Raw genomic sequence first — 12,266 nt, 5'->3', positions numbered from 1 at the left:
GTGCAGAGACATCTCCAGCCAACCACGCTGTCCGGCAAGGCTTTGCAATCGTTACTACGGCGGCAACTTCACTTTTGTTCGTTGCGGCCATCGGCGAAGCGATCTAGAACGATCTCGGCATTTTCGGGTGGAAACCGTGAGCGAAGAATCCTCGAACACCGAAGACTTTGACGATGATTCAGACTTTGACGATGATTCAGCGGAACGTAGGTACGAACTAGGCGAACCAGCACTTATCCTCGACGGCCGCGTGTTTTACTCGGTGATCTTTGTTGCCGCCCTGGCAACACTTGCGGCTGTCGGAATGCTCGGTGGATTCAGTGTTTGAGAATGATGCAACCCGATAGCTACTTGCAGTGCCGATCGAGCTGACCGAACAGCGGACTACATGTCCCGTTTCGGTGGTCTTCACACATTAAAATCCGGTGTGAATAAATCGTTGACCCACGTAGGGGGCGCCGACATATGGTGTCGGCACTGCCTACAAAGGTACTGCCTTCGACGGTATTACCAGCCAAGGTACTGCCTTCCACGTTTGGAGTCCCACGTGTTCTCGTCCTGTCGCTGTTGTCGCTGAACCGACAACCACCCGCATCTGCCTCCGCAGAGCACATCGTACGACGCTGCGTGAACTTCACCCGTCGAGCGCTCTCTGCAGGACATGACGTTTCGGTATAGCCGAGGGCCGATGTAGCCGATCACGGCACAAATCATCTTCTACAGGAAGCACCTTCATGATTCGCCCCCGTTTCGCGCGCTCTGTCGCCGCGGCCCTCGCACTTGTCTCTCTAGCCGGCCTCGCCGTCGCATGCTCAGGTTCCTCCGACGAAGTGGTCAAGACCGCTGACGGTAAGACCGTCCTTCGCTACGAGGGGAGTGCAGGTCAGGTATTGTTCCCGGAACTTGCCGCCGACCTCGGGTATTTCAACGACGTGCAACTCGACTGGATCGGCGACACCACCAGTGGTCCGCAGAGTATCCAGAATGCAGCCACCGGTCAGACCGACTTCGGCGGAGCCTTCAACGGAGCCATCGTGAAGTTGGCTGCTGCCGGATCTCCGATCACTTCGGTCATCGGTTACTACGGCTCGGACAAGCAGAGTTTCAATGGGTACTACGTACTTGACGGTAGTCCGATCACATCGGCAAAGGACCTGATCGGCAAGAAGGTCGGAATGAACACCCTCGGGGCGCACCACGAGTTTGTCGTCCGTGAATGGCTTGCGCGGGAAGGTCTTACGCCGGACGAGATCAACCAGGTGGAACTGATCGTTGTTCCGCCGGTCAACACGGAACAGGCACTACGCCAGGGTCAGATCGACGTCGCAACCCTCGGATCGGTCTTCCGAGATTCGGCTCTCGAACGTGGAGGTCTGCGTGAGCTTTTCACGGACGAATCGCTGTTCGGATCGTTCACCTACGGCACGTTGGTATTCCGCGACGACTACATCGCGCAGAACAAAGATGCAGTCGCTGACTTCGTGCAGGGAACAGCACGCGCCATTCGTTGGACGCAGACGCACTCGCGCGATGAAGTAGTCGCCAAATTTACCTCGATCATCAACTCTCGGGGACGCAACGAAGACACGAAGCTGATCAGCTACTGGAAGAGCCCGGGAGTCGCCGGACCCGGTGGAGTGATTGAGGACGTCGAGATCAGTACCTGGATCGACTGGTTGACCCGCAACGGTGAATTGGAGGAAGGGAAACTGACTCCGGCGGACATCTATACCAACACATTCAACCCGTACGCCAACGGGACGTACACACCCGAAAGTGGCGCTGACGGACAGGCATTGGAGGTCGGAAAATGAGCACTCAACCGAAACTTCGGCTAGAGGACGTCACCAAGGAATTCGACATTCGCGGGACGAGTGAAAAATTCACGGCGGTCGAGGGCATCAACATCGACGTGGCACCGGGCGAGTTTCTGGTCCTCGTCGGCCCCAGCGGCTGCGGCAAGTCCACTCTGCTCGATCTGCTCGGCGGGCTCAGTTCTCCGACATCAGGCCGAATCCTTTTGGACGGCAAGCAGATCACCGGTCCGGGGCTGGATCGCGGAATTGTCTTCCAACAGTATGTTCTGCTGCCGTGGCGAACTGCTCGTCACAACATCGAGTTCGGATTGGAGGCCAAGGGCGTCAAGAAGAGCACACGACGCGAACTTGCCGATCATTACCTCGAGTTGGTCGGCTTGGAGGGCTTCGCCGATCGGTACCCCCACGAGCTGTCCGGCGGTATGAAGCAGCGGGTCGCCATCGCTCGCAGCCTTGCCTTCGACCCGGAAGTGTTGCTGATGGACGAGCCGTTTGCGGCATTGGACGCACAGACGAGGGAATCGTTGCAGGGCGAGTTGCTCCGGATCTGGAAAGCGACAGGCAAGACGATTCTGTTCATCACTCACGGTATCGACGAGGCCATCTATCTCGGACAACGCGTGGCCGTCTTGACGTCCCGGCCTGGCCGGGTGAAGACGATCGTCGATATCGACATCGATCGGACCGCCGCGGATGTGCGCTCCGGTGAGCAATTCCGCGATTTCCGGCACCAGATCTGGACCCTTCTGCACGGTGAAGTGGAACGTGCGCGGACCGATGAGCTCGATCCGACGAAGGAGGCCGCGAATGTCTAGCGCACTGGCAATCCCGGAATTGGTTACCGCGCCGGAACCGACATCAGAGCGGAGGGTCGGCTCTGTGACCCGAAAGTCGGCCGATCAGGTCGGCGCCGCAGCACGTTACGTGCGATCGACGGCATGGCGCATCACAAAGCCTTCGATTGCCATCGCTGTGCTACTCGGAATCTGGGAATTAGCACCACGCTTCGGGTTGGTGGACAGGGTTTTTCTCCCACCGTTCAGTGAAGTGGTGTCGGCGTTCTTCACTCTGGTCGGTAACGGCCAACTGCAAGAACACGTCACCGCAAGCTTGTCTCGTGCCTTGACCGGATTTTTTGTGGCAGTAGTGGTCGCGGTTCCGTTGGGTATCGCGATTGCGTGGTACCGCCCCGTTTCGGACTTCCTCAACCCGATCCTCGAACTGTTCCGCAACACAGCGGCTTTGGCGCTACTGCCCGTATTCGTGCTGATACTCGGAATCGGTGAAGAGTCGAAGATCGCGCTGGTGATCTATGCCTGCACCTTCCCGATCCTGCTCAATACGATCTCCGGAGTGCGCAGCGTTGATCCTTTGCTCGTCAAATCCGCTGTATCACTCGGGTTTTCCCCGATCAGGCTGTTCCAGAAGGTTGTCCTCCCGGCCGCGGTTCCTACGATCTTCACCGGGATTCGGATGTCGGCCGCGTCGTCGATCCTCGTGCTGATTGCAGCCGAGATGGTCGGAGCCAAAGCTGGTCTCGGATATCTGATCACCGCTTCCCAGTTGAATTTCCAGATTCCCAACATGTATGCGGGCATCATCGCAATCTCCTTGCTCGGTCTTAGTCTCAACGGTGTCCTGGTGCTGATCGAACGCCGGCTCTCACGCTGGCGTCCCGCCACCTGATACTCACTCATCGGAAGGAACGTTCTTTTATCATGTCCGAACGACAGTTTCACCTGAACGCATTTCTCATGGGCGTCGGCCACCACGAAGCAGCGTGGCGTCATCCGAATACTGATGCGGCTAACTTGTTGGATGTCAAGCATTTCCAGAATCTGGGCCGCATCGCGGAACGCGGGAAGCTCGACTCGGTGTTCTTTGCCGACGGTTTGGCCGTCGGTCCGCGCGTCAAGCACAATACCCAGGCGATTTTCGAGCCGGTCACCTTGCTGTCGGCGATAGCGGCAGCGACAGACAAGGTTGGCCTGATCGCCACGGCTTCGACCAGTTACGGCGATCCGTACACTCTCGCGCGGAAGTTCGCTTCGCTCGATCACATCAGCGGTGGCCGCGGCGGGTGGAACATCGTGACGTCGGCCGGCGCCGATGAAGCCGCAAACTTCGGACTGGGTGCAGTGCCGGCGCACAGTGACCGTTACGAGCGGGCCGAAGAGTTTGTCGATGTGACGCTTGACCTCTGGGACAGCTGGGAAGAGGGCGCAATCCTCCTGGACGAGGAGACCGGCGTGTTTGCCGACCCGGACCGAGTACACCGCATCGACCACGACGGTCCACGATTCTCGGTGGCCGGGCCGCTCAATTCGCCGCGATCGCCGCAGGGCCGGCCACTACTGGTGCAAGCTGGATCCTCCGAAAGTGGTAAAGATTTCGCGGCGCGATATGCCGAAGCCGTCTTCACTGCGCAGCGAACACTCGAACAGGGCCAAGACTTCTACTCCGACCTCAAATCCCGATTGATCAGGTACGGCCGCAACCCGGACGACCTCAAAGTGCTGCCGGGAATCGTTCCCTTCATCGCAGACACGGAAGACGAAGCAAAAGCGCTCGAGCAGTCGTTCACCGATCTGATCTCGCCGGAGTACTCGTTGCGTCAACTCTCGAACATGGTGGGCGTCGACCTCACGGAGCACTCGCTCGACGCACCTCTTCCGCCGTTGCCCGATCTTGATCACATCCAGGGCAACAAGAGCCGATACCAATTGGTCAAGGACTTGGCTGAGACCGAAAAGCTCACGGTCCGTGAGCTGATCGGCAAACTTGGCGGTGGGCGGGGACACCGCACTTTTGCCGGGACGGCGGAGCAGGTTGCCGACGAGTTGACGGAATGGTTCGACAAAGGTGCAGCCGACGGTTTCAATATCATGCCGCCGTACCTGCCGGGTGGGCTCGAGATATTTGTCGATCGGGTTGTGCCGATTCTGCAGTCCCGGGGGCTTTTCCGTACGGAGTACACCGAATCCACGTTGCGTGGCCACTACGGGCTTGCGGAGTCGGTCGGTAAGCGCTCGCGGGCTACGGTGGCCGTAGAAGTGAGCGCGTGACGGAAACAGTTCCCCGAGCGCAGCCAGGAGTAGGCGCGCTGAAGCCGTTGGTGACAACGGTTTTTGTCCCGGCTGCGATTTTCGGAATCGGCCAGGGCGCGGCGGCGCCGATCATGGCTGTGACCGCCCGGGACCTCGGGGCGTCGATCACCGTTGCGGGACTGATCGTTGCGCTCGGCGGATTGGGCGCTGTTCTCGGTGATCTACCGGCCGGCCGGATAGTCTCGCGTTTCGGCGAGCGTCGGTCCATCATCGGCGGAAGTGCTCTCGGTGCAACAGGAGTGGTGATCTGCCTGTTCGCCGCGACTCCCTGGGTACTGGGAATCGGAGCCCTGCTGACCGGACTGGCAAATGCGGTGTGGGGCCTGGCTCGGCAGAGTTACCTCGCTGAGACGGTTCCGCTGAGCTTGCGAGCCCGGGCGATGTCGTCGTTCGCGGCGATGTGGCGTCTGGGATTCTTTCTCGGACCACTGATCGGCGCCGGGGTGATTCTGATGATGGGCACCCGCGGCGGTTTCCTGGTTCAGTTGGTCGGTGTTGTACTCGCCGGGGCTCTGATGGCACGCGTTTCCGATCCACCGCGCACGGTCGACGCGAGCGGCGGCGCACACCGACTCGTCACGTTGACCGACATTCTCGGTCGACATCGCGCACCGCTGTCGACACTGGGCATCGGATCTGTCCTGATGGGCGCCGCTCGGGCGTCGAGGGAAGCGGTACTTCCACTGTGGGCATTGCATCTCGGGTTGGACGCTGCCCAGGTCAGTGTGATCTTCGGTGTGGGCGCGGCAGTGGATCTCCTGTGCTCGTATCCGGCCGGGCACATCATGGACCGCTACGGCAGAAGATTGGTGGCGGTCCCGTCGCTCACTGTGATCGGAGTGTCGTATCTTCTGCTGCCGCTGTCGACAGGAGCATTGGGATTGACCGCGGTTGCCGTTGTCATGGGCATCGGCAACGGGTTGGGCAACGGAGTCATCATGACGTTGGGTGCGGATATCGCTCCACCGGACGAGCGGGCCGAGTTTCTCGCAGCCTGGCGCCTGACCCATGACACGGGGATGTTCGGTGGACCTCTTGCGATTGGTGTGCTTGCTGCTGCAGTTCCACTCGGTTGGGCCTTTGCGGTTCTGGGAGCGACGTTCTTTGCCGGCGCAGCGGTGATGCATCGATATATTCCGCGCTATTCGCCGTCCGTGGCGGCGCAGGCGGATCGCGGACGGTCTGGGTAGGCTCGCATGATGCGATTCGGACTCTTTGTTCCTCAAGGCTGGCGCCTGGACCTGGTTGGCATCGACCCTGCACAGCAGTGGGAGGTGATGCGTGACTTCACGTTGCGGGCGGAAGCGGGACCGTGGGAGTCGGCGTGGGTGTACGACCACTTTCATACGGTTCCTGCGCCGACGGAGGAAGCAACGCACGAGGCATGGACCCTCATGTCGGCCCTTGCCGCGTCGACGTCGAGTATCCGGTTGGGCCAGATGTGTACCGCCATCAGCTACCGCAACCCGGCCTATCTCGCAAAAATTGCGGCCACCACCGACCTGATCAGTGGCGGTCGTGTCGAAATGGGTATCGGCGCCGGCTGGTACGAGCAGGAATGGCGCGCCTACGGCTACGGTTTCCCTTCTGCCGGTGAGCGACTCGGCCGTCTCGACGAGGGAATCCAGATCATGCGACAGTCGTGGTCGACCGGCAGCGCGACGCTGGATGGCAAGTACTACCAGGTCGACGGCGCTATCTGTCGACCACTTCCCCTTCAGGACAAGGGAATCCCGTTGTGGATCGCGGGCGGCGGCGAGAAGGTCACCCTGAAGATTGCGGCAAAATACGCGCAGTACACCAACTTCGACGGCACACCCGAAGGATTCGAGCGCAAGTCCGAGATCTTGAAGAAGCACTGCGATACGGTGGGCACCGACTTCGACGCCATCGTCCGCTCCGCAAACTACAACGTTGCCATCGGATCGACGGAAGCCGAAGTGGCCGAGCGGCTTCGGGTAGTCAAAGACCGGCTGACGCCTCTGGTGGGCGAAGCTGCTGCCGAAGCGTCGCTGGACGCGTTCCGCGGTATGCCCGCAGTCGGAACTCCGGAACAGATCATCGAAAACCTGTCAGCTCTCAAGTCACAGGGGCTTGAATACGGGATCTTCTACTTCCCCGAAGCTGCGTACGACACCTCGGGCATCGAGTTGTTCGAACGTGAGGTATTGCCGGCACTGCGCTAGAGCAGTTGCCTCAGCGGCAGTTGCTAGCGCAGGTTGTCGGGCAGGTCAGCCGGCTCGATCATGACGCGGCGTTCCGGGTGGGTGCGAACTTCCTTCGAGTCAGCGAGTCGACTCTGAAGGAAGTTCCACTCACTTGCACTGATCGCTGCGGTGGCGCGAGCCAGGACTCGGGCGTCCTTGGTGCCCCATTCGATGGGCATCGGGTTGACCATCTGCCAGACGTCGTCCTTGCTGCGTGTGGAGCGGTCCGACCGCAGGGCGACCGACGGAACACGATCGCCGACCTTCCAATGAGGGTTGAGTCGGACGTTTCGGGTGACCAACGCGTATCGCGGTCCTTGCGTCGACGGCTTCGCGACGTCGATCAACGCGGTCAGTGTCGCGGCGCGAGGGTGAATCTCGGAGACGATCGTGGGGACCAACGGGTTTTCGCTGTACAACTTTTCGATGCTTCCCACCTTGCGCGGCGCCCATATGGCCACACCCAGCGAGCTGATCGCACCGACAGCGAGAACAGCGCCGGCGATGGTGGACCACACCGCACCCATGCTGATGAGCCAGGCGGCAAGCGCGGCGAGGATGAGGGCGAAGATCACGGCAGAAACCTGCAGACGACGGACATCGGCCAACGTGTCGTTGACGGACTTCGCGTGAGCCTTGTCGACGGTGAACTGGAAATCAGCCACTGGTGTGTTCCTTCGCAGGTGGCGGGCGGGTGTACTCGGTCGAGGGCTCCTGAAAACTCCAGGAGCCACTCCACCAGGGTAGCTACTTCCGCGCGCGCTCCCACATCTGCAGGTAGGCCTCCGCGCCGCGGCTCATGTCGTCGATAATCTGATCTCCATCCGGCCCCGCGGCAATACGCATGTCCGCAATCCAATCGGGGATCATTCCGTACTGAGCCACACCGTCGACGTTGACGTCGAAGACGCGGTCGCCGGCACGCTGCTTGTCCATGACTGTGCCGTCGAAGGCGGTGTACGGGTACTGCAAAGGATTGGCGTCGGCATCACTGCGCGGCGCGGCCTGGGGACCGAATCCGTTGGTGTCGGCGCCGTAGCCGAATCCGAAGTAGTAGTTTTCGCTTCGCATCTCCCGGGCTTCGCGCCACTGGTCGATGAATCCGGTCTCGCCGTGCTTACCGTCGGAAGCATCGAGTGTGCCCGCGTACAGCGCAACAAAACCACCGAGTGCATAGATCCGCCGGTAGAAGCTTTCGTCGCTCCAACTGTGGCTCGACACAACGCCGGAGTACTGGGCGGTTTCGAGGATACCGAGTGTCGCGTCCGCTGCCTTGACGCTCATGTGGTCGATGTCGATGATCATGCCTCGCTCCATCAACCCGCGGATGGTGTGCTCACCGAGAGCACTCAATCCACGTGAATTACATTGCGCACCGGCCGGATACACCGGAAGCGTCACGCCGGGTGGGAGTACGGCGAGGAGATTCTGGGCGCCGTCGACCTTGGTGGGCAGCTCGTTGTCCTCGGCGACACCGGTGCACGGTTCGGACTGCCAGAACTCACCGGTACCCAGGTAGTTACCGATGTTGACGGCCACCCCGGTGATGCCACCGTCAAAACGCGTGCCACCTAAGGCATTGTCGAACTTGTGCGTGACGATCATCTGCCGGACACCCAGATCGTAGAGTTCGTCCAGACCGCGATCGATGTCTTCGGTCGTGCACTGCGGCACATCGTTTCGCAGTGTGCACCCGAAGGGTTCCGACACCTCGATACCCAGCGTGACGGCCAGTTTTCCGTCGGCCGCCACCTGCCGGGCTTCGGCCGGTGAGCTTACGATCCGGAACCAGCCACGGCCGGGGCCGCCGTACTGTGCGTCGACGTAATCCTGGATCTCACGTGTCTGCTTGGCCTGGATCCGGATCGTCTCCATTTCGTCGCACGGATTGCGTTTGGTCGGATATAGCTCGCACAGAACACGATTGGCAACAAGAAGGTTGGTGAAGATGCGCAAACCGCCGCGCCACGCGCGTTCCACCCACGTGTAGTAGGTCTGCTCGTGAGTCAGGGAATCGTGAGCCGGCCAATCGGGGAAAGTGGGCCACCCGGTGGTGTCGTGGGTTGCGAATGGATCGCCGAAGGAGAGTACGTTTTCGAGTAGCGCCGGCATGCCGTTGGGTTGATGGTCCGGGCAGTCGACCAGCGCGGCAGTGACGCCTTGGGGATCAAAAGGCTTACCGCAGTGCAGATTTCCGCCCATGAACTCGGACGCATTCATATGGACATGCGTATCGATGAATCCGGTGACCTCGCCGCCCGGGCCTATCTCCGACGGCGTACCAGTAGCGTTCACTTCGGCTTCCGGGAAATCGGCGCATCCGGTGCGGGGGATCAGGGCAAACGAGGCGGCATCCGGTGCGCCGCCGGGTTCGGCCAGCGACAGGGTGGAATCGTGGCTGACCAGTGTTCGACCGTTTGTGGTGGCGGTGAGAACGAACTTCTCGCCGCTCGACATCACTGTCCAGTCCGTCGACGGGGTCGCGATTGGCGTTGCCACGACGCCGCCGGCGCCGTCATGGGCAAGCATCGATCCGTCGGTGCCGTAGAACATGATCCGGCCGAGTTGCGCCGCATGGAGCCTGAATGATTCGGCGTCGTCGACGGTTGTTCCGCCGCTGCGGTAGCCGCTGCCGTCCCGGTTCACGAACGCACCGCCGGCACCCTGTAGTGCGTAGCAGCCGTTCGCAAGCTGATACACCGTTGTACCTGGCGCGACCGGAGTCGCGGAACTGACGCCGGTGGTGGCAACTACTCCGATTGCCGACAGCAGCGAAGCTGTCAGAAGCGCAGCGACGGCGCCGAGACGACCGCGTGAACGTGTAACCGAGCGCAACATGCGCGACTCCCCGATAGGCACAAGTGTGACAGGGAGCACGCTATCGCGATATGGACGTCCGTCCAGCTAATTAGTGAAACTTGTTATAGAAATGTGTTCAACCGATGGCTGGGCCCAACAGGTCGTCCGCGTCGGTGATTCGATACGCGTACCCCTGTTCTGCGAGGAACCGCTGACGGTGTGCCGCGTACTCGGCATCGAGCGTGTCGCGGGAAACCACCGAATAGAAGTGCGCCTGACCGCCGTCGTGCTTGGGTCGCAGGAGGCGTCCGAGTCGCTGAGCTTCTTCCTGCCTCGATCCGAAGGTTCCCGAAACCTGTACGGCGACAGACGCCTCCGGAAGGTCGATCGAGAAGTTCGCGACCTTGCTCACCACCAGCGTCTGGATCTCGCCGTTACGGAACTGATCGAACAGGATCTCGCGTTCCTTGTTCTTGGTCGATCCCTTGATCACCGGTGCGTTCAGGGCTTCACCGAGTTCGTCGAGCTGATCGAGATACGCACCGATCACCAAGGTCGGCGAATTCGGATGCTTGGCCAGAATCGACTTCACGACAGCAATTTTGGTGTGCGCCGTCGAGCACAGTTTGTAGCGCTCCTCCGGTTCCGCCACCGCGTAGGACATGCGTTCGGCGTCCGTCATCGTCACTCGCACCTCGACGCAATCGGCCGGCGCGATCCAGCCCTGCGCCTCGATGTCCTTCCACGGAGCGTCGTAACGCTTGGGGCCGATGAGCGAGAATACGTCGCCCTCGCGGCCGTCCTCGCGGACCAATGTTGCTGTGAGGCCGAGGCGACGACGCGACTGAAGATCGGCAGTCATGCGGAACACCGGCGCGGGCAGCAGATGAACCTCGTCGTAGATCACCAAGCCCCAGTCGCGAGAGTCGAATAGTTCGAGGTGCTTGTACTCACCCTTGGTACGACGCGTGATCACCTGATACGTCGCGATCGTGACGGGTCGAATTTCCTTGCGCTCACCGGAATATTCGCCGATTTCTTCCTCGGTCAACGACGTGCGGGCGATGAGCTCACGCTTCCACTGACGACCGGCAACGGTATTGGTGACGAGGATGAGTGTGGTGGCCTTGGCCTTTGCCATGGCTGCCGCGCCCACCATCGTCTTACCGGCGCCACACGGCAGCACGACGACGCCCGAGCCGCCGGCCCAGAACGAATCCGCCGCCATCTGCTGGTAGTCACGCAGTTCCCAATGGCCCTCTTCGAAAGCGAGATCGATCGGGTGCGCTTCGCCGTCTACGTAACCGGCGAGATCCTCGGCCGGCCAGCCGATCTTGAGCAGCATCTGCTTGAGGCGACCGCGCTCACTCGGGTGCACGATCACGGTGTCGTCGTCGACCTTCTCGCCGAGCATCGGTGAGATCTTCTTGTGCCGCATCACTTCGGTGAGCACTGCGCGGTCGAGGCTGACCAGGATGAGGCCGTGAACCGGACTCTTGACCAACTGCAAGCGTCCGTACCTGGCCATGGTGTCGACGATGTCGACCAGCAGGGGCTGCGGGACGGCGAACCGCGAGAACGAGACCAGTGCGTCGACTACCTGCTCGGCGTCGTGTCCGGCGGCACGGGCATTCCACAAGGCCAGGGGCGTGATGCGATACGTGTGGACGTGTTCGGGGGCCCGTTCGAGCTCGGCAAAGGGTGCGATTGCCTGTCTGGCATCGCCGGCGCGCTCGTGATCGACCTCCAACAGCAGCGTCTTGTCGGATTGGACGATCAACGGTCCGTCGGTCACGAAGTCCTCCTGGTGTAGCGAATGCGATGGTGCAGCCGTGTAGCGAATGCAGCAGTGTCGCGGCAACCCTGCCATTGTCCTGCCATCGCGGTGAATACGCCAAGTGACGGGCAATACACAACGCAAACAGGGGTGCCCACACTTGGGCACCCCTACGTCAACGTGGCACAGTTGACGGCTATTCCTGACCCCGTATTTCGGAGACGCGGAAACTTTTTATTTCTGCGCCACCGCAGACTTTCGCATTTCCATGACGTGAGTTATCGCTTCGGAAATTCCGGAGCGATAACCGATATTCTTTTCGCTGTCACCGGGAGTTGAATCAAGTTCTGATTCGAGTCTGGTTTGAATGCGATCAAGCGCATGGATTGTTCTTTTCACGGTGGGTCCTTTGTTTTACGAACGACCCGATAACAAAATTCCGGGTCGACGAGCGTGTTCGTCGAGGACGCAGACCGCGGCCAGTGTCATCCCGGCAACATATCCGCGGGACCGTGGATCTGTGCCTCTGCTACTGGACCTGAACTGGTCGAACGTCTCG

At 60.7% G+C, this 12,266-nt stretch carries 11 protein-coding genes; 7 read left to right on the top strand and 4 right to left on the bottom strand.

Annotated features, from left to right (window positions below; all coding sequences use genetic code 11):
* The first annotated feature begins 136 nt into the window (after nucleotides 1-136).
* The 7 genes from EEB13_RS23830 (at nucleotide 137) to EEB13_RS23800 (ending at nucleotide 7,110) form a co-directional block, all read left to right on the top strand.
* Nucleotides 137-328, top strand: coding sequence for a hypothetical protein (locus EEB13_RS23830; protein WP_141486416.1), 192 nt, complete (start codon nucleotides 137-139; stop codon nucleotides 326-328).
* Between the two features lie 406 nt (nucleotides 329-734).
* A complete protein-coding gene (locus EEB13_RS23825) occupies nucleotides 735-1,814 on the top strand; it encodes an ABC transporter substrate-binding protein (RefSeq protein ID WP_045068991.1) in 1,080 nt (359 codons plus the stop codon).
* Nucleotides 1,811-2,632, top strand: a complete 822-nt coding sequence (locus tag EEB13_RS23820; protein ID WP_141486415.1) for an ABC transporter ATP-binding protein — start codon at nucleotides 1,811-1,813, stop codon at nucleotides 2,630-2,632. Before EEB13_RS23825 ends, EEB13_RS23820 begins: the two co-directional genes overlap by 4 nt.
* Nucleotides 2,625-3,503 carry an ABC transporter permease gene (locus EEB13_RS23815; RefSeq protein WP_033234079.1) on the top strand — a complete coding sequence of 293 codons (879 nt, stop codon included), beginning with the start codon at nucleotides 2,625-2,627 and terminating at the stop codon, nucleotides 3,501-3,503. Before EEB13_RS23820 ends, EEB13_RS23815 begins: the two co-directional genes overlap by 8 nt.
* Before the next feature lie 32 nt (nucleotides 3,504-3,535).
* Nucleotides 3,536-4,882, top strand: a complete 1,347-nt coding sequence (locus tag EEB13_RS23810) for an LLM class flavin-dependent oxidoreductase (protein ID WP_045068998.1) — start codon at nucleotides 3,536-3,538, stop codon at nucleotides 4,880-4,882.
* Complete coding sequence (locus EEB13_RS23805; RefSeq protein ID WP_141486414.1) at nucleotides 4,879-6,114, top strand: MFS transporter; 1,236 nt, start codon at nucleotides 4,879-4,881, stop codon at nucleotides 6,112-6,114. The genes EEB13_RS23810 and EEB13_RS23805 overlap by 4 nt, the downstream gene beginning before the upstream one ends.
* 9 nt (nucleotides 6,115-6,123) lie before the next feature.
* Nucleotides 6,124-7,110 (top strand): LLM class F420-dependent oxidoreductase, encoded by a 987-nt coding sequence (locus EEB13_RS23800; protein WP_141486413.1) that lies wholly within the window; start codon nucleotides 6,124-6,126, stop codon nucleotides 7,108-7,110.
* A 23-nt stretch (nucleotides 7,111-7,133) separates the two neighbouring features.
* On the opposite strand, the gene EEB13_RS23795 is transcribed toward EEB13_RS23800, so the two are convergent.
* The 4 genes from EEB13_RS23795 to EEB13_RS31650 all read right to left on the bottom strand — a co-directional run bounded on the left by EEB13_RS23795 (nucleotide 7,134) and on the right by EEB13_RS31650 (nucleotide 12,106).
* Nucleotides 7,134-7,796 (bottom strand): DUF3239 domain-containing protein, encoded by a 663-nt coding sequence (locus EEB13_RS23795; RefSeq protein WP_141486412.1) that lies wholly within the window; start codon nucleotides 7,794-7,796, stop codon nucleotides 7,134-7,136.
* A gap of 82 nt (nucleotides 7,797-7,878) precedes the next feature.
* A complete protein-coding gene (locus EEB13_RS23790) occupies nucleotides 7,879-9,966 on the bottom strand; it encodes a peptidase (RefSeq protein ID WP_141486695.1) in 2,088 nt (695 codons plus the stop codon).
* Nucleotides 9,967-10,066: 100 nt separating this feature from the next.
* Nucleotides 10,067-11,725: a DNA repair helicase XPB gene (locus EEB13_RS23785; RefSeq protein ID WP_033234083.1), complete on the bottom strand. Its 1,659-nt coding sequence runs from the start codon at nucleotides 11,723-11,725 to the stop codon at nucleotides 10,067-10,069.
* A gap of 216 nt (nucleotides 11,726-11,941) precedes the next feature.
* The gene (locus EEB13_RS31650) at nucleotides 11,942-12,106 is read right to left on the bottom strand and encodes a hypothetical protein (RefSeq protein WP_165826323.1); all 165 of its coding nucleotides are present in this window, start codon (nucleotides 12,104-12,106) and stop codon (nucleotides 11,942-11,944) included.
* Between the last annotated feature and the right edge of the window lie 160 nt (nucleotides 12,107-12,266).

Source organism: Rhodococcus sp. WS3, assembly GCF_003797085.1.
Taxonomy (GTDB): Bacteria; Actinomycetota; Actinomycetes; order Mycobacteriales; family Mycobacteriaceae; genus Rhodococcus_F; species Rhodococcus_F globerula.
This window is presented reverse-complemented; position numbering and strand designations above follow the sequence as displayed.

Coding starts and splice junctions, on each gene's coding strand:
- EEB13_RS23800 (WP_141486413.1), top strand. CDS start 6,124: ATGCGATTCGGACTCTTTGTTCCTCAAGGCTGGCGCCTGGACCTGGTT.
- EEB13_RS23820 (WP_141486415.1), top strand. CDS start 1,811: ATGAGCACTCAACCGAAACTTCGGCTAGAGGACGTCACCAAGGAATTC.
- EEB13_RS23810 (WP_045068998.1), top strand. CDS start 3,536: ATGTCCGAACGACAGTTTCACCTGAACGCATTTCTCATGGGCGTCGGC.
- EEB13_RS23825 (WP_045068991.1), top strand. CDS start 735: ATGATTCGCCCCCGTTTCGCGCGCTCTGTCGCCGCGGCCCTCGCACTT.
- EEB13_RS23815 (WP_033234079.1), top strand. CDS start 2,625: ATGTCTAGCGCACTGGCAATCCCGGAATTGGTTACCGCGCCGGAACCG.